We start from the raw sequence: 26,946 nt of genomic DNA on the forward strand, positions 1-26,946 counted from the left end.
ATGAGGAAGCGGAACGGGATCAGGGGGTTTGGAAAACGTCGCTCGAGCCTCGAACTTTATGGCTCTCCCTTTTTCTTGTGGGCATTCCAGAGGGTGCCGGCTTCGCCTTTGCCGAGTTCATAGAGTCGGTTGCCGACGGGCTTGAGGATGTCCGTGCTGCTGCTGGGGGTTTTGCCCTTGAAGCCCCAGACCATGGGTTTTGACGGGGACTTGACCTCGCCGAGGGCCTTGTCCACCTTGCCGAAAGTAAGTTTGTCGATGACCGGGTTGAGCGCCTTGTTCGCCTCGACTTCGAAGGCGTTGTACATGCCGCTGCCGGTGTTGTAGGCCAAGTCAAAAGCGGTGGAGAGGGAGAAGGTCGCGTTGAGCGCGGCCCCGAAGTCCACCTGGCCGGTGGTGACCTCCTGGGTGATGACGTTGTTGACAAAACCGCTGGTTGCGGAGCCCGCGGTTTTGATCAGGCCTTCGGCACCCGCGGCCAGCAGCTTTCCGGTGGTTCCTTCGATGCTGGAGGTGATGCCCTGAACGGCAAGGTCCGCACCATAGGTTGCGACGGCGCCAATTCCGGCGGTGATGGCCCCGGTCGTGGCACCCAGGGCGTCTTGAATGGCCCATTCCTTGAGGGAGAATTCGCCATTCTGCATACCGATCATTTGCACGGTGACGTCGGTGAGTCCGGCAATGCCGGCACCGGAGAGCGCACCGCCGACACCTTCGGCAAGGGCACCGGCAGAGAGAATGTCCACAGTGATGCCCGCGACGAGTTCGGCGGTACTGACGGTGCCGGCGATCTCCATGCCCGCATAGCTCTTCCAGTTGAAGTCATCGCCCGCACGAAGGGTGTAGCCCATGCCAAAGGCACCGGCGACGGTGAGCACCTCAAAGCCGGGAATGGCCAGACCTACCATGAGTTCTGCCCCGGAAACCAGGAAACCGCCAAGGGAAAAGGCCCCGTTGGGGTCGACGAGGGAGAGGGGATTGCCGCTCACGTAGACGTAGGGGCTGGGATACTGCCCAGCGGGATCGGGCGTGAGGAAGCGCCGCGAGGCGGGGCTGTAGAGGCGCAGACCGTCAAGGTAGAGCTGGGTGGTCCGGTCGAATTCCATATTGGCGAAGCGGTAGCGAAAACGGTCGGCATTGGGGTCCGCGCTTCCCATGAGCATGCCATAGGGCTGGTAGTCGAAGGAACACGAACTCTCGCCGCTCCGGCCGTTGACCACCTGGCGCAGGCTGCCCAAATGGTCGTAGACGAGAAAGTTGGTGCCCTGTTCATCGATCATGGCGACGGGGCCGCCCACCCCCCAGACGGTATAACGGGTCTGGCAGTCGAAGGGCGTGGCTTCCCGTTCGGCGAGCAGGCGACCGTTGGCCCCCGCGATGTAACGGCGGTCGAGTACTTGGGCATCGCCGACACGCTTGGTCTTGCGCAACCATTGCTGGCCGGTGCCGTAGCGGTAGGCGATGGTGGTCCGCTCGGCGTCGTTGGCGCGCATGTGGCGCAGGCGACCGGTAAAGGGATCGTAGTCGAAATCACTGGCGACGGGGGCGTTTTGGGTCTTGCCGCCTGGCGTGTAGTCGAACCGCCAGGATTCACCGTTGGAGAGAACCGCCTCGTCGAGACGGTCGGTTTGGTGTTGAGGGGCGAATTTGGCTTCGAGGACCTGGTTTTGCGTGGCCTGGCTGAGGCTCAAAATGTTGCCGTTGGGATCGTAGCTGATGGGTGAGGGGTTGCCCACCTCGTAGCGGCCACCGGGCTCGAAGTTGGCAGTGGCGAGACGGCCGTTCGGGTCGTAGCCGTAGTGTCGGCTGAAGCTTCGATCGGGTCGCCGTATCCGCTCGCCGGTGATGAGCCCGCTAAAACGTGCGTACTCGGGCGCGTTGTCTTCATAGTTCAAGGTCTGGCTGAAGAGGGGCGATTCGAGGGATCGAGCCCATTCGGGGCTGTTGTAGGTGTAGCGGGTTTCCAGGAGGATTTCCTCGATGGAACCGAAGGCCTTCCATTCGAGGCTGCCTGCGGCGTTCCAACGGTAGCGGGCAATGGGGGTCTCTTTTTCGCCGTCCAGGCGATTGATGGCGTGTACCCTTCCGGTGGCGTCATAGTCGTAACCAATGCCGAAGGGCGAAGAGCCCTCCCCGGAGGCGTCGGGGTATTGGATCCGGGTGACGGCACCGAGATGGTTGTAGCGGTAGCCGGAGGTGTAGGTTCCGAGGTAGTCGAGGTTCTTGGCGATGACATTTCCCGCCACGTCGTAGCGAAGCGTTTCGGTGGCGACCTGACCGTCGGCATCACGGCTGTGGGTCTTCCAGAGCCTGCCCCGTGCATGGGGGCTGTCCTGATCGCCGTCATATTCGTAGCGGAAGGTCCAATTGGCGTTGGCGGGCGGTGTGCCGCCGTCTTCGGCCTGGGCCTGCAGTTCGGCACGGTCCCAGGTACCCGGGAAGGTGCCTTGTTCCACTTTGCGCCCCAGCGGGTCGTAGCAGGTGTACTTCATGCGATCCTCGCCGTCCAGGATGCCGCGACCGTCGGCGTCGAGCTGGAAACGCAAGCGGCCATTGATGTCGAAGACGGAGGTGAGCAGACCCGTGTCGGTAGCGGCTTCGGTTCCGTTCATGCTGCTGAGCAGACGACCGAAGGCATCGTAGTGGTTCACCACGGCGAAGGGGGCCGCTCCTCTGGTGGGTGGCCAGTCGGCGTTGGGCAGGTTGATCCGAACTTCGTAGTTGCGGGCGTCGAAGTGGCTGAAGGTAGCCATGGCTTCGTCCAGCGGCAGACCATTGGGGCCCTTGACCGTGCCGAGCTTGTTGCCGGTCTGGTCGAGCAGGGTGAGGGTCTGGTTGCCATCCGGGTTGGTTTTGAGCGTGACGGGGTACCGGCCCTGGGGCAGGGTGTCGTCCAAGAAGCCGCCGGTGCCGTTGACGCCGTATTCAAGGCGCGTGGTGTGCGGGTTTCCCGGACGAATGGCGAAGGCTTCACCGGGCAGGCCCAATTCGAGCAGGCGGGCACTTTCGTCGAGCTGAATCCGCTGGCGGTAATAGGGATAGCCCCCATCGTCGGAGCGTCCGTACTGGCCCTGGTAATAGTTGGTGGCATCACCGTTCATGAGGCCGGTCTCCCAATCGAAGCCGCTGATGAGATGCTTGCGAAAGCCTGGGAGGAGACTGTCGTAGGTGATCCACTTGGTGGCCACGACACCGCGCCCCAATTGGTCGTAGAGAATGCCCCGGGCGGCAAGGTCGTGATCCTGGAGCTGCTGTACCTGCAGCTTCTGGGCGTTGCCATTGAAGAGGGTGAAGGTCATGGCGGGGTTGATGGCGATCGCGAGGTTTCCCATGGCACTCTGGCTACCGTAGAAGGTGAGGTCCAGCGTGGCGGCGCCGTTATCGTTCCGGAGCTGTCGTGCCTCGAGGATCTGAAGGCCGTTGACGAAGAGCATGCTGCTGCCCTGGTGAATGGTCCAAAGCAGGTCCTGGCGTTGGATGATGTGGGTCTCGAGAGGGCCCGTGGCGACGGTTTCGGTGCCGTCCCAAAGTTCCCAACGGCTTAGGGCGCCATCCCAGCGCAGGCTGAGCTCGCCCAGGGAAACGGCCAGGTCATACTTGGGGTCGGCGAGGTCGAGACTGAAGCCGAGGGCCAGGCTTTCGAGGTCGAGCGGCTGTTTGAAGCGAACCGATTGAGGGCCGTCACCCACGAGCGTCAGGGCATGGTCTCGAACGACCCAATCATTGACCGAGCCGGTGACGAGTTGCCACCGCTCCTGCCAATCGGCATTGCGGAAGTCGTCGAAGGGGCCACCGTCGCGGGCTTTGATGAGGGCCTGCCAGTTGGGGCGATCCTTGTCGTAGTCCCCGTCGATGCTGCGGGAGAAACCGACGGCATTTAGCTGGCCGCTCTGTTCGTCGGGGCCCACCATGGCCTGCAGGCCGCCGCTGCCATTGTAGAATAGGCGCAGGGTTTCGCCGTTATTGCCAAGGGCGGCCCTGGAACGCCAGGTATCTGGGGCGAGCACGGTGGCGCTGAAATTCCCGGCCATGGGACCGTAGAAGAAGTTGTCCAGGAACAGGGCCTCGGATCCCAGGTTCGCGATGCTGCAGGTGAGGTCCCGATCGACGCTGGGGTCATCGAGGTCGAGGACGCACGTCTGGTAGGTCCAGGTTTCGCTGAGGGAAAGGTTCCGGCTCTGGCTGGCGAATCCCGCCTGGAGGGTGATGTTGAGCTTGTCCCGCACGTAGCCCTTGGGGCAGCGGGCCCAGCAACTGAAGATCACCCTTTCGATTCCGGCCCGCACCTTGAACTGGTTTTGGATGCAGGCTTGACCGTCGAGGAAGACGGCTTGCGTCCCGGTATGGCAATCCCGGCTGGTTCGAGCGGGGTCACCGCCGTCCGGGGTTTGCCAGCCCTGATCGAGTTCGTAGCTTTCGAAGCCGGTGTAGGAGACTTCCCGTCGAGAAAGGTCGCCATTGTCGAAGCGAGCCAGCAGGCGGCGCCCGCTGGTGTCGTAGAGCATGGAGGCGTCGGGTGCACCCTGCTCTCGCGTGAGCACGGGATAGCCCTGGGCATTGCGGCCTGCGACTTCGTTGGCGCGAATCCAGTTGGGACCGCCCGGGTCGTCGAAGTCGAAGTCGGGTCGGCCCTCACCATCCCACATCCAGGTGTCCTTCTCGTCCCATATGCCTTCGGCGTTCCATGCCTGGAACGTGGTCACGCTGCACTGCCGGGGTATGTCGTCGACGGAGCTTTGGGTTCGGACGATGGGGTTGAGGAAGTTGGCCTCACGCATCGCCTGATATTTCTCGTAGGCATAGGTGAAGTCGGTGACGAGAATCTGCGGCCGGCCGTTGGCGTCGTAATTCCAGGTCTGCCACCGGCGTGCGTAGCCGGTGGCATTGTCGTAGGTGACGATCTGGCTGATTGGAAGGTCGAGGTGTGTCTCGGAAATGCCACCGCCAAAAGAGAGGGTCGGTTGGTCGAGCAGGGTTGCGGTGGTTTTTTCGGGTTGGATTTGGACCACCCGGGCGAGGGGCGTGAAACCGCCTTCCCGGGCGGTTTGCAGGGTCACGGGTGTGTAGGTGTGGCGGCTGCTGCTAAATTCTTTGTCGTCAGCGTCTTTGAGTACTTCACAGAATTTCATGCCGTTGAGCAGGCTGTAATGGTCGCGCGGGTGTTCGGGGTCTTCGACACCAAGCCCGTTGAAAAAGAAGTTCTCCTTGGTGTTGTAAACCTGGTCACCGTCGGCGGAAGTGGCCCTGGCCGTGACGTGGGGGAACTGGACAATGGTCCCCGTTGAGTCGAACACGGCCCGTTCCAGGTCGTAGGTGTATTCGGTACGACGTCGCGAAGTATCCTGGTGGTCCATGCTGTCGATGGTGACACTGGTCACGACGGTGACCTCTTGAACCGCATCGGCGTTTTGATTTTGGATCCGGTAAAGCTGAAACACCGAGGTTTTGTCAAAACTGCTTTCGGCGGGGTAGGTGGCAAAGGCGGTGCGGCCCGTAAGGTTGAGGCCCGCGGCGTAACGTTCGTTCTGGATGCGCACGTTGCCCAGGTCTCGCGTGCCGACGACGGCGCCATTGTGAAGCAGCAGCAGGGTCGTGCGGGTGTCCTCGGGCAGTTGTGTAGGATTCTGGTACAGGATGTACTCGGGGCCTCGGTTGACGACGGATGCGGCGTCAGCGCCGCTCATGGCATTGGCGACCTCGATCCATTCTGCGTTGGGATCGCGGTGGTAGAGGGAAGTGTTCCAGGTCAGGTAGTTGGCGCTGATTTGGGGCGCACCGATACCCGGTTCGGGTTGTGCCTGGGGGAACGAATGGTGGCTCCAGGCTTCGCTTTCGTCGGCTGTGAAGGCGTTGTATGAAAAGAGCCGACTGTCCAGAATGTGACCCTCGGTATGGGTTTCGAGTACGGTGTCCTGGGCGAGGGCGTGCAGGGTCTCCTCACCAGTGCCACTCCGGGTCTGAACCCAGGTTTGGCCGTCGTAGCGGTAATAGAAGCCGCCCGAGGCCACCAGGGAGGGCCCGGCTTGGGTCAGTTGGTTGCCGCCATCGAGGTGTTGGACCCTGGCCTCCTCCAACAAGACATCCCAGCGGAGAACGCGCAACGCCGTGAGCTTCTCGTTTTCCGGGAGATAGGTGCCCACGGCGAAGCCGTCGCCAACCGACCAGTAGAGTTGGCTGTATGCAGCATCCCATTGAAAGGATTGACTGCGCGCCTGGAGCATCTCCAGGTTCCGCCACCCTCCCCAGGGCAGCAGGGCATAGGCTGCGTCGATGATTGTCTGGTCGCTGTCGTCGTAAAAGCCGGCAAGGAGCATGTTACCCGCGGCGGCAATGGGTATGTGCACGCCGTTGCCGTTGAAGGCCAACTGCTTCGCGTCAGACCAGGCCCAGTCCACGGGACTGTAGTCGAAGGTGAATAGGCTTTTGCTGCCACCCAGGTGGATCGCGATGAAATGGTCGCCCGAGACCAACTGGGTTTCTTCGGGGATGGCCTCCACCACATGGGGTTCGAAGGGCAGTTTGTGTTCATGCCAGGTGCCGAAGGCGAAGGGGTCCTTGTGGAAACTGTGGACAAATGCCTCGCCGTCACCCCTGTCCCCCAGGTAGAGCGCAAAGAAGTCGGGGGCCAGGGTGGCACGCAGGTGGTCCAAGTCGACCCCGACAAAGGCGAGATCCGTCTCCCAGGGTTCCGACCAACGGCCACCGTACTGGTAGACACAGAGACGCAGGGCGGGAGAGATGACCGCGTGCCAGAGCACCACTACATAATCGTCGCCGAACCAGATGCGGGGCACGGCATGGGTGAATTCGCTACTCTGGGGGCGTTCGGCCTGGAAGTTGAGGCCGAAGACGCCCTCGTTTCCCAGGGGCAGGGTGTCGTAGCACCAATGCACACTGCCGCCGCTGGGATAGGTGAGCCGCGTCAAGCAACCAAAGCTGTCGTCATCGCCGTCAAAGTTGTAATCGAAGACCATGGGCGGCACCGGGCAACCGGAAGCGTAGGTCTGCTGGGCACGAATCAGGTAGCGTTTCAAAAAACCATTTTTGGCCACGCAGCGCCAACCAAAGTCGATGGCGTAGTTCAGTTTTTGGGCACCCTGGGTACCGTCCGGGTTCATGATCGGCGCATTGAAGACTTCGACCTTGTCCAGGTAACAGGTCTCGTAGCGGTTCTGGTAGGCCACGCCGGGAGCACCTTCGGGAACGGCGTTCGGGTTGACGTATTCGGCGGCCTCCTTCTGCAGATAGCTGTAACGCACGCTGCGACCAAGGCTGTCGGTGACCGTTTTGGGGTATGCAGCGCGGGTATATTCGAGATCGCCGGCACCGATCGGTTCCTCGTCGCGATCATAGTCATAGCTCAGGCTTTCACCCCACTGGGTTGTGATGCGTTGAAGGTTCCAGCCGCTAACGAAGGTGTGGGGTGTACCACCGGGCGCTTTGTCGTTGACACTGCCGCCGACCCAGTTGCCCCAGCGCACGCTCTTCCAGAGCAGGTTTCGTTCATCATCCGGGCCGCCGAAGACGGCCGTAGAGCCGTCGTCGCGGCGAATGATCCAGGTCTCACGGCCGATCTGGTAGGTGATCTGCCAGAGTGGGAATTCTCGGGATGCAAAGCGCATGGTGTCCCCGTCTTTTTCGAGGGCAATCAACTTGGACGGGTTGCCGCCGCTTTGCAGGTTGAAGGTGTTGCCGAGCATGCTTGCCTGGGAAGTGACCTCCATTTGAATGCTGTCGTAGGGAAGGGACCAGCCAAGGCCGAGCACGCCGGTGGGCGCGATGAGATTGTCGCCGTCTACCTGCCGGGCCACGTTGCTGGCATAGCTCGCGGTGACCTTGATGCCCAGGTGTGGGGCACCGGGTAAGTTGACAAAATCCAGGGGGAAGTTGATGTTGCCGCGAAAGAGGTTCACGGACTCTGACAGGTTCCCGGTTGCACCGCTATCTAGTTGAAAAGCCCGCACTTTGGGAGCCTGGCTTTTGCCTGCGTCGTTGCGTGTCGATCCGTTGGCCGTGTTGGTCATGGGTGTCCTTCCATTGTGTTCCGGTTTGCCTGGCTTACTGTTTAGGGGTTCCCGTCACGACCACGCTGAACCTGGCGTCGATCGGGGTGCCATTGCGGTCGACGATCTGAAGCGTCGCATGCGTGGTGGCCAGACTTTTGGTGATGCAGGTGAGGTTGCTGTTGTGTTCGAAAATGGCGGTGGCGGTGACGGCGGGGTCGCTCAGGAAGAGATTGCCGAACTGGAGTAGATAGGTGCCGGAAGAGGTGCGTTCCGAGGTGATGCCGTTACCACTTTCGGATTTGCCCTCCAGATTGATCACGGCCCATAACTGCTGTTGATTGCTCACGTGACTTGCTCCTTGTAGGTCCAGATTTTGGACAAAGACACCCTGTGCCACGGTAGGTGGCAGACTGACATGTCAAGCCGTCGCTTGACGTGCTGCGTTCTTCTCGCCGGTGATGTCACCGGTAAGGGGCAGGACTCGTGCCAGTTTTGTTTCTTCTCTCGGGTCGTGTTTAAGTTGCTGAGAAAAAAACGTTTAGCAACCATTGTCCCTGTTGAGGGAGAGGCTGGTGGATGGCCCGCCTGTCTGTGGGCGACGAAGGCCTTTTTAGGGCGCCGGGGGGCTGGAGAAGGCGTGATCGTGTGGTCGCAAGGGGTCGGCCGCCAAAGGGTGGATGTCATTCGATCGACAGACTGTCAGTGGATGACCGACACCCGCGCAAATCGCGAGTTGCCTACCCGACACCGTTCGCGTGAATTCCAGGCGGAACACGACCGCAGTGGAACCTGATCTCCATGCTGAGGCAGGATTTCCACTGAATCGCCGTTTCCGTTTTTACGCCCGATGCGGCGAGCGCCGAAAACCAGTACGCCAAGAGTGCTTTCGGTTGAGCCCTAACCCGACTTTTGAAAGCTTTCAGAGAGCGCGATGTAGCGGGGGTCTTCTCGGAGGGCGTCCCATTCGGGTTCGGCCTGTACTTCGAAAAAGGGATAGCCGCCGTCAAGGGCCTGCTCCAGCAGCGGGAAAGCCTTGTCGGTTTCGCCGAGGATTGCGTATGCGAGGGCTTGTAGGTAGGTGAACAGGGGGCCACCGTTCCGGGGCAGGCGGGTCATTTCATCGCGGGCGCGGTCGGCCTGATTTGTTTTGGCCAGGTAGAGAATGAGATCGAGGCGCATCTCGTGTTGCTCGGGGTTGACGGCAAGTTCGGCATCGACCCGTTCGATGGCGCGCTCGTATGCCTGCCGGCTCGCGGCGTGATCCCCGGCCAGACGTAGGGCGTCGCCGAGGTTGCCCTGGTACATGTATTTGGTGTCTTTTAGTTCTACGGCTTTGGTAAAGCTCTGCGCGGCGGCTTGATAGTCTTTGAGGTAAAAGGCGATCGTGCCTTGGGTGGAGTACAAAAAGGCGTTTGGTTTGATCTCGATGGCGCGGTTGACGGCCTGCAGGCCCAACCGGGGGTTTCCTGAATAATAAAGGCTGACCCCAAGATTCCCTTGAGCGAATGCGTTTTCTGGAGCGAGTCGAACGAGGTTCTGGAAGATGGGAACGGCTTTTTCGAACTGGCCGCTGATGAAGAAGAAGCGACCGAATTCAGTCTGGCCAACCCAGTCGAAAGGAGCCAGTCGCGTGGCCTCGTTGTACGCCGCCTCGGCTTTGGCGGGGTTTCGGAGTTGGGTATGGACGCGCCCAAGACCATAGAAGGCCGCTGGGTTTTGGGGGTCGTACTCCTTTGCTTTGGTAAAAGCGTTCAGGGCTTTCTCGTAGGCACCTTGGGCCACGAGTATGTCTCCGTGAGTTGCGTGAACCAGGGAGAGGTCATTGCGAATTTGCAGGGCCCGCTCGATTTGGAGAGTTGCCGATGTGATGGCTTCCACATGTTCATTGAGGGCCCAATCAAGGCGATAGGCCTGGGCCAGGGCGAGATGTGCATTGATGAACTGTGGGCGCGCTGCGAGAACGGCTTCGAACCCGTCGATGGCACGCTGAAGATTGCCAGGACGGTCATGACGGTAGAGATAACCCTGAGCCTGCAAATATTGACGCCAAAAGACATCTCCACCGGCCAGGTAGTCAAGCTCGGTGTTTTCGTGTGGCCACACGAGTAGGTCTTGGATGCTCTCCAACAGTGCGAGCGGTTGCCCGATTAGCTGAACGTCTGTCAGGTCGAGGATTTGTTCCACCGATGCACGTGGGTTCTGGAGGTTCAGCCGGGTCAGTGTGATGCGGTAATGGTCCTGGTGGTAGTGGATGCTGCCGCTGATGACGGTATCGATACCGAAGTTGTCCGCCAGGTAGCGTGGTGTGGGCGGATCCTTGCCGTAGATTTGGGCGGCCGGCAATACCCAGTTCCCATTTTCCCGTGCCTGGGCCTGCAGGTGGCTGGTCAGTTCGGTGAAGGTGCCGGCGATGAGGACGTCCAAGGAAGAATCTCCGGTGAGATTCTTTAGGGGAAGCAGGGCGACGCTGTGCAAGGGCGCGACGTCCGGGGGCAGGGGTTTCTGCCAGTAGGCCAGGGCGAGGAGCACGATGGCCAGCGCGAGGCCGCCGCCGAGATAGAGCGCGCGAGGTTTGTTTTGCAAACGACGCGTTTGCAGGGTTTTGAGCTCACCGGCGATGGTGTTCATGTCGGGGCGTTGCCGAGGGTCCTTGTGGAGGCATGCCATGATCAGCCTGTCCAGGTCTTTGGATAGCCGCGGATTCACTTTTCTGGGCTCTTTTGGGCTTTCTTCGCCAATGGCTTTGAGGGTTTCCTCCAAAGTGTCCTTGGCGAAGGCTTTGGTTCCGGTGACCATTTCGTAGAACAGGAGTCCGAGGGAGAACACATCGCTGGCTTTGGACGCGCCTTGATGGACCAATTGTTCCGGTGCCATGGCGGTAGGGGTGCCTTGAAGCGGCCGAGGGCTTTCTGTGGGTTGCCGATGGTGATGGGCCAAGCCGAAGTCCAGCAGCTTGACGGTGCCTTGCCGGTCGATCATGACGTTGGAAGCTTTGATGTCGCCGTGGACGATACCCTTTTCGTGCGCCGCCTTGAGACCGTTGGCAAGGCCCAACATGTAATCGTAGATTTGGTTCGACCGGGGAGAAGGCAGGTGTTCGCCAAGGGTTTGGCCGTCCACCCACTCCATGGCGATGGCCATTCGCTCTTGTAGGGGATAGACTTCGTAAATGGTGACGAGATTGTGGTGATTGACCTTGGAGATCGCCCGTGCTTCTTTGAGGATGCGCGCCTCGTCCCGTTCACGGCCCACGGGAAAGGTCAGGCATTTGAGTGCGAGGTGGCGCATGAGACGCGTATCCCGGGCCTTGTAGACCACCCCCATGCCGCCGCGTCCGATCTCTTGGACATCCGTGAGATGCGCCGGCAATTGGAGGTCACCCTCGTTCGAGTTTGCCGCCGATGGGACTTGCCGTCGCATGGGTCGCGTAGGGTCCTCGAAAAAAACCGAGCTGTGCAGAGGACTGTTACAGGCATGGCAGTGAATGTTAAACTCTGAATTTTCGGTGGAACAGTTGGGACACGCAGGCATTTGGGGATTCCGAAAATAAGGATGAACTCAGGTCAGACATTATGACTGAAACAGCACTGTTTTGGGATGGAAATGGCCCGGTCTCCTCGCCTTGAAAAAAACGACTCGAGCGCGTTTGTGACCAAAGAAATATTTGGATGAGGATATTTTTGGATTACATTGCATCTTTCCTCAAGGTCCTGAGCATCATGCAGTCCGGCGTCGCGCAGCAGGAGCTGGCCAAACCGCTGCTGGAATGCGTGGTTGCCATGGTCGGTGCCGATCGCGGCTATATCGTGGTGCGCGATGGGGCTTCCTACGAAATGAAACATCGAATGAACATTGACGAGCGCGATACCGGAGCACGGTATTCCTTTAGCCGTAGCCTGGTTCGGGAAGCGATTCGGCGTGGGGACATGACCTTTTCGGAGAATTTGGGTCGAGACGTGCGTTTCCAAGACGCGCAGAGCGTCAATCCCCTGGATCGGCAGAGCGTGATTGCGGCGCCTCTGAAGATTGTGGAGGCGGTCTTTGCCGTGATCTACCTGGAACGCGACGAGCACAATCCCCCTTTTCTCGAAGAGGATTTGAATAAAGTGAAGTCGTTTTTGAATTCGGCTGGACTGAGTTTGAAGCGGGCCTTGCGCCTGGATGAGTTGGAGCGTTTTAAAAGGGAGTTCGAGGCGAAATTTGGCCAAGCCGACCTGTTTGGCGGCATTGTGTGTGTCTCGTCGGCGATGGGTGATTTATTGCGAACGGTGGCGCAGGTGGCACCCACGAATGCCACGGTGCTCATTCACGGTGAAACCGGAAGTGGCAAGGAACTGATTGCGAGGGCCATTTACCAACACGGTAGACGCAGGGAGAAACCTTTCGAGACCTTGCACTGCGGGGCTTTGCCGGAGACCCTGTTCGAGGCGGAACTCTTCGGTCACAAGCGCGGGGCTTTCACGGGAGCGGATCGAGATCGCCCGGGTCGCATTGCACAGGCCAGTGGTGGGACCCTGTTCATCGATGAAGTGGCTGAAATCCCCATGGCCTCCCAAGCGAAGCTGTTGCGCTTTTTCCAATTCGGCGAATTTCAGCGGGTAGGCTCGGATCGGGTCGAGCGGGTGGACGTGCGCATTGTCGCCGCGACCCACCGAGATTTGAAGGAGATGGTGCAGCAGGGCACCTTTCGAGAAGATCTTTATTATCGTCTCAACGTGATCGAGCTGCGAATTCCTCCTTTGCGGGAGCGGCGCATGGATATCCTTCCGCTCTTTCAACATTTCTTGAAGCGACACTGGCGTCTCGAAGAGCCCGCCGTGTTGAGTCCGGCTCTGGCCAATGTACTCGAAACGTATGACTACCCGGGCAATGTGCGGGAGTTGGAACACGCGGTTGAACGCCTGTGTGTGATGGCCACCGATGGGAACCCGGGTATTCAGTGTCTACCGCCCGCACTTCAGGAGCACAGCCGTAAGACCTTGGTCGCAACCACCGAATCAGAGGGGACCATGGTGTTCGGCTCCTACGACAGTGAGACCTTGAAACTCATGCGAAAGCGCCACTCCCGAGAAGCGGTGAACCGCGTGGAACGCGAATTTTTGAAGGGCCTTTTGGCTCAGGCGGAACAGAACGTGAGTGGCGCGGCGCGCATCAGTGGTTTGAATCGAACCTACCTGTACCAGTTATTGAATAAACACCGAGAGTCCATAGGATTTCGGGATACCTGAAGATGAAAGGAGCTCGTCGTGTCTGATACTATTTACACGGTCGACATCGATATTCAGCCTGTCAAAACGGTGGACCAGCAGAAGGCCGTGGTTCCACTACCAGACCTCAATGAACGCGTGGATACCCATAACCTGGTCAATTTCTTTTGCTATAGCAAATTCTTGAATACCGTGGATATGAAAGACTTCACTTTACGTCCCGGAGACGGCTTCGAGATAAGGGTCAACTTGGAGAAATCATATTTCGATACAGCACCCGATTCAGTGAAATTATTAAGCTTATTGGCAGTGTTCCTGAAGCCAAAATCAGGCATCGCTGTAAGCTGGATGCCCTTTGATCACGATAAGAGCGGTAATGTGGGAAAGGTATCCGGGATCTACGATCTCACCCATGATCAGAATCCCCCCATAGAACTCGACGACTACAGCTACACATCGGTTCCTCTATACATTGACACGAAGCTGCAACACATCGAGGGTATCAAGAAATTTGCGGTCGACCTGCAGATTTACGGAACCCTGGCGTTGAATTTCTCCAAGTTGGACGTGGCGTTTTTACTCCCCTTCTCGCACGATCCACGGATGACGATTTCTTGGGGAGATTAGGGCATTGTTTGTGAATCGCCCCGGGATTGCCGAACATGCCATTACTTGGCGGGGATGGCGTCACGAAACACAAACGGTCGTCCGTCGCATGTGAAGCGATGGCTTGGAAAGAAATCGAGGGGCCTGGAAGGCCCCGCCCAACCCGCAGCGACGGCGTCACTCGTGAGATGAGGGAACCGTGCGTTCGCAGCGCTTCGATTGGAAGCAGGCTGGCCTTCTGGTTTAGGAACGCTTCTTGGCGATCACGAACCAGGTCATGCCGCTTTTGTTGAGTGACTGGCTCATGGCGATCTCGAAGCCGGCACGGGTCATGGCGCCGGTGAGGTAATCGTTGTCGAAGATTTGCACCCGCGGAATCAGGCCCAAATTGCCGCCGATCGGGAGCAACCACTTCAGGAACAGGTTCGCGCGGGCAATGCACGAGGTGCTGGAGATGAAGACCCCGCCCGGCTTCAGCAACTCGTGACAGCGGGCGATGGTGGCCTCGATGTCGGCCACCAAATGGATGACGTTCAGGCCCAGGACCACGTCGAACGATGCCGCTTGGTGGGGAAGGTCGAACACCGTCGCCTGGCTGAAAGCGACATTGGTGACGCCTTTCGCCTGTGCCTTGGTCTGGGCGATCTCGATCATCCGGAGGGACGTGTCGATGGCGATGATGTGCTTGACCCGCGCGGCGTGGGTCAGCGCCGTGGAGCCCGTACCACATCCGAATTCGAGGACGGCGGACTCCGGCGTCAGGTATTCGCGGGTAATCGCGAGCTTTTTTTCGTACGCGTCGGGATCGTCGATGGCTTTTTTGGCATAGGAGTCGGCGTGGCGGTCCCAGAAACGCACGGATTTGTCGAATCTGTTCTTCATGGCGTGGCTCTTCATGGCATCGGACCTCTCGTGTGGGATGACGCGACCCGTATCCAAGCGCACCTTGTGCCTGAGGGGCTGGCGGGCTGGGGGGCCAAGCCCAGTTTAGGCAAGTGAAGTGGCAAACGACAGAGACAATTGTGTTCGATTGTGGTACGTTTTTTTACCACCCACCCGTAACTCATCCAGGAGTGCGCGGCCATGACCACCCTTCCCGACCTCAATTGGGATCACCTGCGCGTGTTTCTCGCCGTGATGCGCTCGAACAGCCTGCGTCAGGCCGCCCAACAATTGGGCACCAGTCATCCGACGATCCGCCGGCGCTTGGCCGCGCTCGAGGCCCAGGTGGGTATTCGCCTCTTCGATCGCCGCTCCGACAGCTTGCACGTCACGCCGGAGGCCGCCGCGCTTCTGGAAAAGGCCGAACAGGTCGAGGCATCGATTCACGCCTTCGAACGCTGTGCGAGCAGTGCCGATCCGTCTCTCCAGGGCACGATTCACGTCACCGCACCGGATCTCGTGATGAGTGACTTGTTGGCGCCGGACCTGGCCGCCTTCGCGGCCCGTTGGCCGCAAATCACGCTTCGCATCGAAACCAGCTACGAACTTGCCGATTTGGGGAGGCGCGAGGCCGACATCGCTTTCCGGTTGGTGTCCCCCGAGACCGTGCTCAACCACGAGTTGGCCGGGCGCAAGGCCGCCACCACCTACGCGGCGGTGTATGGCCGTGGCCGTCAGTGGATCGGATGGCCGGACCGGGAGCGCCAGCTTCAGTGGATTCGCAAGACGCCGTTCCGCGACTACCCCATCCACTGCGTGCTCAGCAACGTCTACCTGATGCGGGCCGCCTGTATCGCGGGGATGGGGTTGGCGATCTTGCCCTGTTTCATGGCCGAGCCCTATCTGGAACGGCGCACGCAGCCCGAGCCCGGTGGCGACCTGTGGGTGTTGGTGCACCCCGATCTGCGTCGCAATGCGCGCCTGCGCCTGTTTCGCGACCAAATGTTCGAAGCCATCAAGCGGCGCGAACCTCAATTGAAGGGCACCGCGAGCAATGAGCCTGAAGTCTGCGAGGGTTCCTAAGCCGCTCTCCATTCGTACTCCCTCGAAACCAATCCGCCTGGTGTTCCCGAATGCCGAGAGATTCGTCGTGCCTGGTAGGTTGGCCGGCCCGGCCGACATTTATTGACGAACTCCCCGAACATTCGCCTGTTTTGATTTTTAGCTTTACCTTCGAGCTTTACAGAGTTTGTTTCATAAGAGCCACGAACAAACGGGGCGTGCGCCTAGCTTGATTTCGAGAAAGAAACAACGCGAAGCGAACCAGCATGGTGATCCCGGATGCCTGAGAGGGTCGTCGTGCCAGGTAGGTGCGACCGCCGGTCGCACATTCCGAAGCCGAATGCTTCAATGCTCTCGCAATGGGCTGTATTTCTCTCTCTCAAGTCTCGAACCTACGATGCGCGGATCGCTTCGAAAAGTTCAGCCGGCGGCTGAACCTACCGGGCACAACGAATCTCTCGGCATTCGGGCACTCCGAGCAACTTTGTTTCAAGAGAGTTCACGGAGATCACAGAGCGGCACACCGGCCACTGGGTTTCAGGTCAGAAACGAATCGAAGCGAAACGCTAGGGAGTTCCCGCATTTGTGAGAGGGGCGTCGTGCCTGGCAGGTTGGCCCGCTGGGCCGACACTTCGAAGCGATCCGTGCTTCGCAAGATCGAGTGGTAAAAGAGCGAAGCGGATAAATCGGGCCTAAAAATCTCTCGATGATCGATTTTGAACCCTTCTAGATCGCTTCGATTGGTTGAGCAGGGCTTTACGTCGCTTATGCGAATGCGGGTTCTCCATTCTGATTCGCTTCGCGTCGTTTCTTTCTCGAAATCGAGCTGGGTGTGCCCGCTGCGGAGGGCCCGGCACGGAGCAAGGAACCGACCTGGCGGCCGGTTCCTTGCGCTCAGTGAGACAGGCGGTCGCGGATCTGGGCCAGGAACGAGGCCGTGTCCGTCGGCGATTCCAGGTAGTAGCGGGCGTAGGTGTTGGGCTTGCCCACGTGGATCGAGAGGTTGTGGTCCGGAAACACCTTGTACATGGATTCGTCCGTGGTGTCGTCGCCCAGCGTCAGGAACACGTCGGTACCCTGCTGGAATCCGTGTCGATCCAGGATGGTTTCGGTCGCCTGGCCCTTGTCCGCCACGATCGGCCGCACCTCCACCGTCTTCTTGCCGTGGAAGACCGAGAGCGCCGTCTTCCCCAACAATTGTTGTAGCGACTCGATCAGGACCTTGGCCTGCGATTCGGCGAACAACGGCTCCGCCTGGCGGTAGTGGAGCACCAGGCAGGCCTGCTTCTCCTCGATGTGCGAACCCGGCACGAAGCGCGTGAACATCTCGAACAGGTGGCGCACCTCGTCCTTCGTGTCCGAATGGTCTTCCACGTCGATCAGGTACTCCCAATCCACCTCGCCGCGCGACTGGATGAAGATGCCGTGCTCCGACACGATGTTGATCGGCAGGCTGGGGAAGTACTGTTCGCAATACTCCTTGGGTCGTCCGGTGACCAGGGTGACGTGCAGGCGTCCGAACTGGCCGAACTGGCGCAGGATGTCGAGCACGTGGTTCGGCGGAATCGCCAACTCGGGCCGCTTGGCGATCGGCGTGATGGTGCCGTCGTTGTCGAGGAACACGAAGATGCGACCGGCGCGGTCCAGTTGGCCGAGCACCTCCTCGCGCATCGACTCGACCAGCTTGACCGAGCGCTCGACGCGGTTTTCGTAACACTTGCGCCAGCTCTCCATGAAGGTCGAGCACCAGGAGTCGTTGTCGAACGCGACGATCCGCTTGCGCAGGCCGCGCATCCGGTGGCGTCGCTCCTCGCGCGGCATGACCGCGGCACGCAGCAACGTGGCGGCCATCTCCTCCACGTCGTAGGGATTGACCGACAACGCTTCGCCCATTTCCGCCGCCGCTCCGGCCAGTTCGCTCAGGACCACGACGCCGTCCTCGTCGTCGTGGGCGGCCACGAATTCCTTGCAGACCAGGTTGAGACCGTCGCGCAGCGGTGTGACCAACGCGATCTGGGCCTTGCGGTACAGCGCGATCACCTCGCGATGGCCGAGCGACCGGTACATGTAGTGGATCGGCGTGTAGCCGGGCCGGCCGAACTCGCCGTTGAGCTGGCCCACCAGCCGTTCCACCCGGGCCCGCAGGTCGCCGTAGCTTGGGATCTTTTGGCGTGAAGGCACGCATAACTGGACCAGCACCGCCTTGCCGACGTACTCGGGATTGTGGCGCAGGAAGCTGCCGAAGGCCTCCAGTCGCTCGGGAATCCCTTTGGTGTAGTCCAACCGGTCGATGCCCAGCATGACCAGTTCCGCATCCAACTCGGGGAACAGCTCCTGCTCCGGAGCCAGGGTGTCCAACTCCTTGCAGGTGTCCACGATCGAAGCCACGTCCACCCCGAGCGGGAAGGCCCCGATCTTGATCAGGCGGTCGCCGTGATTGACCTCGTCCATGTAGCTGTCGCACCCCAACAGCCGGACGGCGCTGGATACGAAATGTCGCACGTAGTCGTAGGTGTGAAAACCGATGAGGTCCGCCCCGAGCAACCCTTTCAGCAGGAGGTCGCGATTCGGCAGGGTCCGAAAGATTTCGGACGAGGGGAAGGGGATGTGGTGGAAATAGGCGATGCGCAGATCCGGCGCGGCCTCGCGCAACATGGCGGGCACCAGCATGAGCTGGTAGTCCTGCACCCAAACCCAATCACCCGGTTTGGCGAGTTCCAGGATGGTGTCGGCGAAAGCTCGGTTCGCCTGTGTGTATGCCCGCCAATCCTGGACCTGGTAGTGCATGGAAGCGGGAAAATAATGGAACAGCGGCCAAATCGCGTTGTTGGCCATGCCCTGGTAATAGCCTTCGTAGGTTTCGCGCTCGATGGGAACCGGCAGCAGGCGGTCCGGTTCCAGCTTGGCCTTCAGTTTGGCATATCCTTCCGCGTCGAACACGCCGCCGTGGCCGACCCACCAGGTGAGTGAACGTTCGTGAATGCCGCGCAGGCCGGCCACCAGGCCGCCCGCACTGCGCTGAATGTGAAAGCCTCCGTCGGTCGTCTTGACCGTGATGGGTAGTCGATTGGAAACAATGATGATCGGGTGCTTTTCTTCAGGGTTGGGGGAGTTCGTGTCATGCATCTGCAGTTTCCTTTGTCTCGAAATGGAGGAGGGTCCTCCGCCTGGACCGATGACGTGAGGGACGCTCGGACCCGGTGCCGGTTCTTGGTGGGGAAATGATGGGTCGACATCGATGGATGGGGGAATCGAACGTCGCATCGTCGCGTTCATCGCGCTTGGCGGGATTGACGGGTGCCGTGCCCGTGGCCCGACTGCCAGCACGTCGGCCCGAGGCATGGATGGGGGAAAGAGGGGGTTGTTGGGGAGTGCGCCCGCGTCGGGAAGAGGGTGGGGGCCCCTCAGTGGCGGAATCGCGACGGGTGGAAGAACCCGAGACCGGAGTCTTTGCGGGCGAGCGCAAAGGCCGCGTTGATCAGGCCCACATGTGAATAGGTCTGCGGGAAATTGCCCCACAGTTTGCCGGTGGCGGGGTCCAGATCCTCACTGTACAGACCCAGCGGATTGCCCAGGCTCAACAGTTTGCGGAACAGGGCCTCGCCTTCCTCGCGGCGACCGAGCCGTGCATAGGCTTCGGCCAGCCAGAACGAGCAGATCAGGAAGGCGTTTTCGGTGGATCCGAAGTCGTCGACCATCGTGTAGCGATGGATCAGCCCGTCTCCGGCCGAGAGCCCGGAGGCGATCGCGTCCAGATGGAGATTGGCGCGCGGGTCGTCGGCGCCGAGGTAGCCGAGATTGATCATCATCAGCAGCGACGCGTCCAGCGCTTCCACGTCCGCGGCGATGGTGAAGGCCTGGATGCGGTCGTTCCAGCACCGCGTATCGATGAGTTCCCGCGCCTGGCGGTGGAGCCGGGTGGCGCGTTCGTGGAGTTCGTCGAGCCGGTGGGCCTCCGCGATCTGGCAGGCCATGATCGCACCCGCCCAATGCATCAGCAACGTGAAGGTATGCAGTTGGGCGATGCCGCGAAATTCCCAGAGCCCCGCATCCTTGGCCTCGAGATAGGTCTCGATGCGATCCACCAGATGCGTCAACAGGCTGTGCGGCACGTTGTCGTCGCCGTCCATGAAGCGCTGGTCCAGGAAGAGCTGGCTGATGGCCAGCACCAATTCGCCGTACACGTCGTGCTGCAGGTGTTCGAACGCCTGGTTGCCGATGCGCACCGGTTTGTGGTTCTGGTAGCCGCTCAGGTGGCCGAGGATCCGTTCGGTGAGTTGCGCTTCGCCCGAGATGCCGTAGACCGGTTGCAGGCGTTCCCGGTACCGCTGCGAGGTTTCGGTCAAATTGCGCAGGTACAACACGAACCCTTCCAGCTCTTCGAACTGGGTCAACCGTTGCAGCGCCATTAGCGAGAACATCGCGTCGCGCATCCAGCAGAACCGGTAATCCCAGTTGCGCTCCGTCCCTTGCGCTTCGGGGATGCTGGTCGTCGTGCTGGCGATGATGGCGCCGGTGTCTTCGAATTGGTGGATTTTCAGGACCAGTGCCGAGCGAATCACCGATTCCTGGTACTCCAGCGGCAGGTAGCAGTGTTTGACCCAGGTTCGCCAATAGGCGCAGGTCCGCTCGAAGAACTCCTTGCTCGTGTGGATCAGGTTGGCCTCGAGCGGTTCGCCATAGGAGAGCACGAAGTACAGCGGTTGGCGCAGGACCATCGGCCGTCGTTCCGAAATCATGTTGAGCGAGGCGTTGGTGGTGAGCCGAAGCTCCAGGGGCAGGTCCTTGAAGCTGATGTGGTTGGAGCCGAACACCGGCTTCGGGGTGATTCGGCCGTAGTCGTAGGTGGGCGACAGGTCCACCTTGACGACCGGTTCGCCCGTCAGGGGACGCACGATGCGGAACAACTTGGTGGGTTTGTGATAGCGCTCGAACAGAATGAAGCGCGGCGCGAAGTCGATCACCTCGAAGCTGCCCTTGTCCGTCTCGAAGACCGTGCGCAACACGTTGGTGTTGGCCAGGTAGTTCTGTTTGCCACGCGTTCCGTCACCCGGGCTGATGCGGAAACGGCCACCCTTCATCGGGTCCAGCAGACCACCGAACGCGAAGCTCGAATCGAGTCGCGGCCAACAGAGCCAGACCACGTCTCCGTAAGTGTCGATCAGCGCGTTGTATTGGCAATTTCCGATAATCCCGTAATCCATCGAGAGCCCCTTTCGCGTCGATCGGACGGGAGGCGATCCCGCCCATGAGTGAGGTCGTTCAGTAGGTCGTGGACCCCATTCTAGAAAAAATGCCGCAGGAGGGCTAGGGCGGATGACGCAGGGCGGCAAGAGTTGGCAGTTCTTGAGAGTGGAAAAGTATATGCTTTTCCAATGATTTAAGGCATTCTTTTGCGATTTGGCCGTGAATCGGATGTCACTGCCTGACGATACGCGTCGAAGTCAGTTGGCCACGAGCAGGTCTTCGGACGGCGGGTTCGCCAACTCGTGCGTCAGGTGCCCGAGCGTCTTGAACGCGTTCTCCACCCGGGTATCCCAATGCACCCCGCAGTTGAGGCGGATGTGGTTGTTGTATTGATCGTCGGCCGAGAACAGTCGGCCGGGGGCGATGCTGACGCCGCGGTCCAGCGCTTCGCGGTACAAGCACATCGCGTTGACTTCCGCGGGAAGTTCGACCCACAGCACGAAGCCGCCGAGGGGGCGGGTGGCCTTGGTTTCGGGCGGGAACCATTCACCGATGGCCTGGATTGCCCGGCTCAGCGACGCGCAGAAGACGCGGCGCATGCGGCGAATGGCGTGATCGTAGCCGCCCTTGCGCATGAACTCGGCGATCGCCTGCTGTTGCGGGATGGCCGTGGCCAGCGAGTGGCCCAATTTGGCGCGCTGCACCTGGCGGAAGAACCGACCCGGCGCCACCCAGCCGATGCGGAGCTCGGGGGTCAGGGTCTTGGAGAAGGACGAACAGGTCAGCACCCAACCATCCCTGTCGTGTTTCTTCAGCAAATCGGGCGGGGGCGCCTCGAAGCTCAATTCCCCGTAGAGGTCGTCCTCGATGATGGGTACCTGGTGTCGGGTGCAGAGCGCGACCAGGTCGGCGCGGTCCGCTTCGGGCATGACGCAGCCTAGTGGGTTGTGAAACGAAGGCTGGACGAGCACCGCCTTGATGTCGTTGTGCTGCATGATGCGCTCGAGCGATGTGACCTGAATGCCTTCCGTGGGGCAGGTGGGGATCTCCAGCGCGCGCATGCCCAGGCACTCGATGATTTGCAGTGTGCCGAAATAGGTCGGCGACTCCACCGCGATCACATCGCCCGCTTTCGCCACCGCGCTGAGACAGAGCGTGATCGCTTCCGTGGCGCCGCAGGTGATCATGATGTCGTCGTCGGTCAGGTTGACCCCGCGGGGATAGACGCGGCGGGCGATCTGGTGACGCAGGGCGCGAATGCCGCGGGGGCACACGTAGTGTTTCGGATCCACGGCTTTGGAGCGCGCCGCGGCGGCCAGGAAACCGTAGATCTTTTCTCGCGGCAACAGGTCGCCGGCCGGGATGGCGGCGCCCAGCGGCACGATCGAGGAGCACGAGACCGAATCGAAGAATTCCAGCAGGAAATCCGAGATGTCCACTTCGCAGGGGTTGGACCGCGGCTCCGTCAGGCGCGGCCGGTTGGGCTGCATGAAAATCTGGGGGCGCACGTAGAAACCCGATTGGGGTTTGGCTTCCACCAGACCCTGATCTTCCAGCAGGCGATAGGCCTGTAAAATGGTGGTCGCGCTGATTTTCTTCTGCTGTTTGAGCTTGCGCACCGAGGGCAGCCGCTCTCCTGGCGCGAAGGTGCCCGCGCGAATCAGGCCGGAAAGTTCGCACACCAGTTGTTCGTAACGGAATCGCGCGGGGTCGTCGGAGGATTTGGGAGGCATCTCGGACTTCTCCTTCGAGAACTGTTATGGTGGAAAATGGATTCGACTGAATCTGTTCCCTTTTCCTTTCTTTACTTATATTAGAGAGATCCTAGAAGCGCAAGTTCGATATGCGGCCCGCGATCTCCCTCCGGGCCGGATTTTTTCTGGTCGCCCGCAGCCGCCGTCGGGTGGCCTGTCCCGAAAAGCGTTCCGGTGGGAAGACCTTTTGGCGCTCCAAATTAAAAATTCGAACGAGGTTGAGACATGCAACTGAAGCTCTTTCAAGTAGACGCCTTTACCAGTGAGCTGTTCGGCGGCAATCCCGCAGCGGTCGTGCCCTTGACCCAGTGGTTGCCGGACGAGTTGATGGTCCGCATCGCCATGGAAAACAATCTGTCCGAAACCGTCTTTTTCGTTCCCGAAGCCCACGCTTCGGCTGGTGACTTCCGGTTCCGCTGGTTCACGCCGAGTGCGGAGGTCGACCTGTGCGGGCACGCCTCGCTGGCTGCCGCGCACGTGCTTTGGCGGCACCTGGACTTTCCCGGCCAGGAAATTCGGATTCAGAGCATGTCGGGTCCCTTGTCCGTCACGCGCGAGGGGGACGGCATCAGTTTGGACTTTCCGGCCCGTCCGGGCGAACCGGTGGCTCTCGATCCGCGTTGGGGTGCGGCCATGGGTGCGATGCCGGTCGCGGCGATCTCCGACCGGAAGTTGATGCTGGTCTACGAGTCGCGCGAGCAGGTGGCCGCATTGACGCCGGACATGGCGGCCCTGAGCGAGTTCGATCACCTCGGCGTCATCGCCACGGCGCCGGCGGAGGAAGCGGGCTTCGATTTCGTCAGCCGGTTCTTCGCGCCCAAGATCGGCATCCCGGAGGATCCGGCCACGGGCGCCGCGCACTGCACCCTGATTCCCTATTGGGCGGAGCGGCTGGGCACGCAGACGTTGGCCGCGCGCCAGATATCGCCGCGCGGCGCCGTGTTGCGCTGCGTGAATCGCGGCGACCGGGTGACCATCACGGGTCAGGCCGTCACCTATCTGGAAGGCAAGATCTACCTCTGATTCATCCGGTGGACGCCGACGTCAGCGATACACGATACTTTCACCGAATTCGAAATCTTCAATTCGGTCGAGAGAATGTCCCTGGTGTGCCGCCTCGTTGAGGGCCTGCATGTAACCTGACATGGAGGCAACTGCGAAGACGCCTCTACGCCTGTCGGGATCCCGGGCCCAGCGATGACCGAGAAGCCTGGCTATGGCGTAGGTCGGCTCGGCGGATAGCCGGTACTGGCCCACGATCGATTCTCCATCGTGGAGTTGGTAGGTTTCCGGGATGGTGACTTGGGGAAAGCTCGCTTCGAAAAAGGCGATTGGCGCGAAAAGGGTCAACCGTTCGGCCATCTCGGAATCGTAGCCCTGGGCGATCAGTGCTTCGGCAACATCCTGGGGGAGATCTTCGTCGGCGCTCATCACCGCCAAAGCTTCGGCCATCGTGGCGATCTCGGGATGTTGGGTCTTCTGCTTCGGCTGCTTGTGAAGTACCGCGAAATGTCGTACGGAATAAGGCGTTTGTCGCCGTTGCCAGGCCAGTTCGCTCAAAGCGTTCTGGCCATCCGGACAGATGACGTTGTCGATGAGGAATTCCTCGATCGAAGGCGAATCCGATCCCCGTTCACAATGAAAACAGCGAACCCAATGGGTTTCGCCATGAGTGGGCTGGTGGTCTCTCAACGTCTGGCGAATCGTGCCGAGCAGGTCATCGGGAACGTCGGGAGATGGGTTGGCGCCACCGCCGTAGTCCCGAAAACCCAAGGGGCCCAGATGCCATTCCCAGGTTCCTGTTTCCGTCTCCATGCGCTCGATCTCCACCTGACCCTCTTCGGTCGTGCCGTAAAACGCCGAAAGCAACACGTGCAGGGAATTGGCCTGGAAGTTGACGAACGCATCGTGCAAGCGATCCTGGCCGGAGCTGCCCAGGCCTGCGAATCCTTCGATCAGCATTCCGGAACCGGGAACGAAGAGCGAGATCTCCAGCAGGCTCGCGGCATTGGGACCTTGATCGTGAAAGTGGGCTTGGATGGCCGGGAAATCCGGCCCGAGAACGACCCAATCGCCGCGTACGGAGGCCTTTAGACCGTGCGCCTCGAAGGCTTGGGCCAACAAGTCGGTGGCGCTGAATTGCTTCTGGTGGTCGCGAGAGGCATGATCGGCGATGTGCCGGTCGGGAACATCGGTCTTTTTGTTCTTTTTCTTTTTGAACCACTTGAAAACCATCGATCCTCCAGAAAGTCGTGAATCCCATTTCAACCGTCCTGTCCCTATGAGCAGGAGAGCGGCTGCAGATAGCCAAGGACTCTTTACCTGAAGGGCGGCAGTTCTCGACAAATGGTTCACGGGGCCTTGTAAGCGCATTGTATCAAAGTTCTTGCAGGTGACTGTCCCCAAGGGCCCTTGCACCAAGGGCCCTCGAAAAGTCTATGAGCAAGAAGTGCCCGATAGAATCCTGAAAGTGGGTGGTCCCGCGGCATCAAAAGAGGCTCTTCTAAATGTGCTGCATGATATCCGTGTGGAGTTGCTCCCAGGGGCTCTTCGACTCAATAAGTGGTGATCTGTTGAAAAGGGCATGCACTTTTCAACTTAAAGATAGTGCGCATCTTTACACTAAAAAGACCTCATTTAGACTAGCCGTCTTGGCGGCTAGGAACATGCGGTGTTTTTGATCGAAGCTTCGCTGTCCGTGCCATCAAGCTCAATTCCGCGATTCCCTAGTGTATTGGCTTGATGGTGACCGAGGTGTGGGGGATAATTTGCACTGCCAATCCCGGAAGATTCAAGGGTCGATTCCTGATCAGGAAATTGTAAGGAGATTTTGATGACTATATATCATTGGTATAGTGGAGAAAAATACGCTGGTTATGAATGTGCAGATGAAGAGTACGGGGATAAACTCCTTTTTCGAAAGGTTGAACTGGATATTAATTCCTGGATTCCTCCACGTTTGAAAATGGGCCCGGGCCCCCGAAAAAAAGGTGATTGTCATATTTATCCCGGCCTTATTCCCCCATGGATTATTTTGAGTCAACGCGCCACTCTGGAGTTGGAACCGTTTTTAAAAAATGCCGGTGATTTGTTGCCCGTCATCTTGGAAGATCGTCCCGATGAGCCTTTTTTTGTCTTTATCTGCCGAACAGTTATCGATTGTTTAGACACGGAGAAAACCACCGATGTTCTCACAAAGCCGATATTCCAAGATGATATCAAACTGGAAAGCCAGGTCTTTAGTATCCCTCAGGCCCACATGAGAAACTATGTCTCTAACCTATTTGTTGAAAAAGTTGTTGAGGCAAAGCTCAGGGGTTTTTCATTTACTCGAGAATATATGGATCCTAATGGGATTGTGACCTAAAAAGACGCCTTTCGCTGTGATCTCCTGCGAAAATGGAACCTCTTAATTCACCTGGTTGGATTCTCGATGGGTACCATCGCGGTCAACCGAATGCTCGATTGTTCACCGTTCGCGGCCAATCCTGAAAGGATGGCCGGCCGTATGTTTGGACCACAACCTGATTAAAACGCGGACCGGAGGTCCGCCACCAGCGGGCGTCCTGAAGGGACGACACAGTACAGCGAAGGCGGTCCGGCGATCCGGTTAAGGAGGCAGCGCCGACGCAACCCTGATTGTTGGGGGTTCCCGAACCCCAGCCCCAACGGGGCGGAACGATGCGGGCCGTCGCGGAGTTGACGTCACCTTCGAGGAGCCCTTCGCGGAGCCGCCCCTTCAGGGCTGGAGTTCGGGCTCCTCGAACAACCAGGGTTGCGTCGTCGTCCCGACTCCTTAACCCTTCGCTGCCATGTATGACCCTTACAGGGTCCCTGCTGGTGGCGGGCCGTTGGCCCGCGTTTTAAATAAGTTGTGGTCCAGAGGGACGTCCGGTCGCACCTTCAGCGCGACCCGGAACAGGTGCCCATCCCGAGAGACGTCCGGTCGCACCTTCAGCGCGACCCGGAGCAGGTGCCCATCCCAATCTTGCGGTATGCTGGGATGGGTACCATCGCGGTCAACCGAATGCTCGATTGTTCACCGTTCGCGGCCAATCCTGAAGGGATGGCCGGCCGTATGTTTGGACCACCATTCATAAAAACGCGTGCCGTCGGCACGCCACCAGCGGGCGTCCTGAAGGGACGACACAGTACAGCGAAGGGTTAAGGAGGCAGCGCCGACGCAACCCTGGTTGTTGGGAGTTCCCGAGCCCCAGCCCTGGAGGGGCGGGACTACGAAGC

General features: G+C 59.8%; 13 protein-coding genes. 5 read left to right on the top strand and 8 right to left on the bottom strand.

Annotated features, from left to right (window positions below; translation table 11 throughout):
• Positions 1 to 56: 56 nt before the first annotated feature.
• The 3 genes from J3U87_RS24080 to J3U87_RS24090 all read right to left on the bottom strand — a co-directional run bounded on the left by J3U87_RS24080 (position 57) and on the right by J3U87_RS24090 (position 11,375).
• A complete protein-coding gene (locus tag J3U87_RS24080; RefSeq protein ID WP_237378333.1) occupies positions 57 to 8,024 on the bottom strand; it encodes an RHS repeat domain-containing protein in 7,968 nt (2,655 codons plus the stop codon).
• Positions 8,025 to 8,058: 34 nt separating this feature from the next.
• Entirely contained in the window at positions 8,059 to 8,352 is a 294-nt protein-coding gene (locus J3U87_RS24085; protein ID WP_237378334.1) for a hypothetical protein, read from the bottom strand.
• Positions 8,353 to 8,903: 551 nt separating this feature from the next.
• A complete protein-coding gene (locus J3U87_RS24090; protein ID WP_237378335.1) occupies positions 8,904 to 11,375 on the bottom strand; it encodes a serine/threonine-protein kinase in 2,472 nt (823 codons plus the stop codon).
• 311 nt (positions 11,376 to 11,686) lie between these two features.
• On the opposite strand from J3U87_RS24090, the gene J3U87_RS24095 reads away from it, so the two are divergent.
• Both J3U87_RS24095 and J3U87_RS24100 read left to right on the top strand, forming a co-directional pair.
• A complete protein-coding gene (locus J3U87_RS24095; protein ID WP_237378336.1) occupies positions 11,687 to 13,234 on the top strand; it encodes a sigma-54-dependent Fis family transcriptional regulator in 1,548 nt (515 codons plus the stop codon).
• A gap of 18 nt (positions 13,235 to 13,252) precedes the next feature.
• Positions 13,253 to 13,840, top strand: a complete 588-nt coding sequence (locus J3U87_RS24100; protein ID WP_237378337.1) for a hypothetical protein — start codon at positions 13,253 to 13,255, stop codon at positions 13,838 to 13,840.
• Positions 13,841 to 14,062: 222 nt separating this feature from the next.
• Here J3U87_RS24100 and J3U87_RS24105 read toward each other — a convergent pair whose 3' ends face one another.
• Positions 14,063 to 14,701, bottom strand: a complete 639-nt coding sequence (locus J3U87_RS24105) for a class I SAM-dependent methyltransferase (RefSeq protein WP_237378338.1) — start codon at positions 14,699 to 14,701, stop codon at positions 14,063 to 14,065.
• 201 nt (positions 14,702 to 14,902) lie between these two features.
• Between J3U87_RS24105 and J3U87_RS24110 the strand changes: the two genes are divergently transcribed.
• Positions 14,903 to 15,784, top strand: coding sequence for a LysR family transcriptional regulator (locus J3U87_RS24110; protein WP_237378339.1), 882 nt, complete (start codon positions 14,903 to 14,905; stop codon positions 15,782 to 15,784).
• An 873-nt stretch (positions 15,785 to 16,657) separates the two neighbouring features.
• On the opposite strand, the gene J3U87_RS24115 is transcribed toward J3U87_RS24110, so the two are convergent.
• The 3 genes from J3U87_RS24115 to J3U87_RS24125 form a co-directional block, all read right to left on the bottom strand.
• Complete coding sequence (locus tag J3U87_RS24115; RefSeq protein WP_237378340.1) at positions 16,658 to 18,889, bottom strand: bifunctional alpha,alpha-trehalose-phosphate synthase (UDP-forming)/trehalose-phosphatase; 2,232 nt, start codon at positions 18,887 to 18,889, stop codon at positions 16,658 to 16,660.
• Between the two features lie 278 nt (positions 18,890 to 19,167).
• Positions 19,168 to 20,967: a glycoside hydrolase family 15 protein gene (locus tag J3U87_RS24120; protein WP_237378341.1), complete on the bottom strand. Its 1,800-nt coding sequence runs from the start codon at positions 20,965 to 20,967 to the stop codon at positions 19,168 to 19,170.
• 240 nt (positions 20,968 to 21,207) lie between these two features.
• Complete coding sequence (locus tag J3U87_RS24125; RefSeq protein WP_237378342.1) at positions 21,208 to 22,683, bottom strand: aminotransferase-like domain-containing protein; 1,476 nt, start codon at positions 22,681 to 22,683, stop codon at positions 21,208 to 21,210.
• A gap of 246 nt (positions 22,684 to 22,929) precedes the next feature.
• Between J3U87_RS24125 and J3U87_RS24130 the strand changes: the two genes are divergently transcribed.
• On the top strand, positions 22,930 to 23,727 hold the full coding sequence (locus J3U87_RS24130; protein WP_237378343.1) for a PhzF family phenazine biosynthesis protein: 798 nt from the start codon (positions 22,930 to 22,932) through the stop codon (positions 23,725 to 23,727).
• Positions 23,728 to 23,748: 21 nt separating this feature from the next.
• On the opposite strand, the gene J3U87_RS24135 is transcribed toward J3U87_RS24130, so the two are convergent.
• Positions 23,749 to 24,939 (bottom strand): DUF6348 family protein, encoded by a 1,191-nt coding sequence (locus J3U87_RS24135; RefSeq protein ID WP_237378344.1) that lies wholly within the window; start codon positions 24,937 to 24,939, stop codon positions 23,749 to 23,751.
• Positions 24,940 to 25,537: 598 nt separating this feature from the next.
• Between J3U87_RS24135 and J3U87_RS24140 the strand changes: the two genes are divergently transcribed.
• Positions 25,538 to 26,071: a hypothetical protein gene (locus J3U87_RS24140; protein WP_237378345.1), complete on the top strand. Its 534-nt coding sequence runs from the start codon at positions 25,538 to 25,540 to the stop codon at positions 26,069 to 26,071.
• Positions 26,072 to 26,946: the final 875 nt, after the last annotated feature.

It is taken from the genome of Sulfidibacter corallicola (assembly GCF_017498545.1).
Classification (GTDB): Bacteria; Acidobacteriota; Holophagae; order Acanthopleuribacterales; family Acanthopleuribacteraceae; genus Sulfidibacter; species Sulfidibacter corallicola.

What these genes read in the sequence shown, in the direction of transcription:
- J3U87_RS24080 (WP_237378333.1), bottom strand. Translation starts at nt 8,024, where the DNA reads ATGACCAACACGGCCAACGGATCGACACGCAACGACGCAGGCAAAAGC.
- J3U87_RS24105 (WP_237378338.1), bottom strand. Translation starts at nt 14,701, where the DNA reads ATGAAGAACAGATTCGACAAATCCGTGCGTTTCTGGGACCGCCACGCC.
- J3U87_RS24110 (WP_237378339.1), top strand. Translation starts at nt 14,903, where the DNA reads ATGACCACCCTTCCCGACCTCAATTGGGATCACCTGCGCGTGTTTCTC.
- J3U87_RS24115 (WP_237378340.1), bottom strand. Translation starts at nt 18,889, where the DNA reads ATGCATGACACGAACTCCCCCAACCCTGAAGAAAAGCACCCGATCATC.
- J3U87_RS24120 (WP_237378341.1), bottom strand. Translation starts at nt 20,967, where the DNA reads ATGGATTACGGGATTATCGGAAATTGCCAATACAACGCGCTGATCGAC.
- J3U87_RS24125 (WP_237378342.1), bottom strand. Translation starts at nt 22,683, where the DNA reads ATGCCTCCCAAATCCTCCGACGACCCCGCGCGATTCCGTTACGAACAA.
- J3U87_RS24130 (WP_237378343.1), top strand. Translation starts at nt 22,930, where the DNA reads ATGCAACTGAAGCTCTTTCAAGTAGACGCCTTTACCAGTGAGCTGTTC.
- J3U87_RS24135 (WP_237378344.1), bottom strand. Translation starts at nt 24,939, where the DNA reads ATGGTTTTCAAGTGGTTCAAAAAGAAAAAGAACAAAAAGACCGATGTT.
- J3U87_RS24140 (WP_237378345.1), top strand. Translation starts at nt 25,538, where the DNA reads ATGACTATATATCATTGGTATAGTGGAGAAAAATACGCTGGTTATGAA.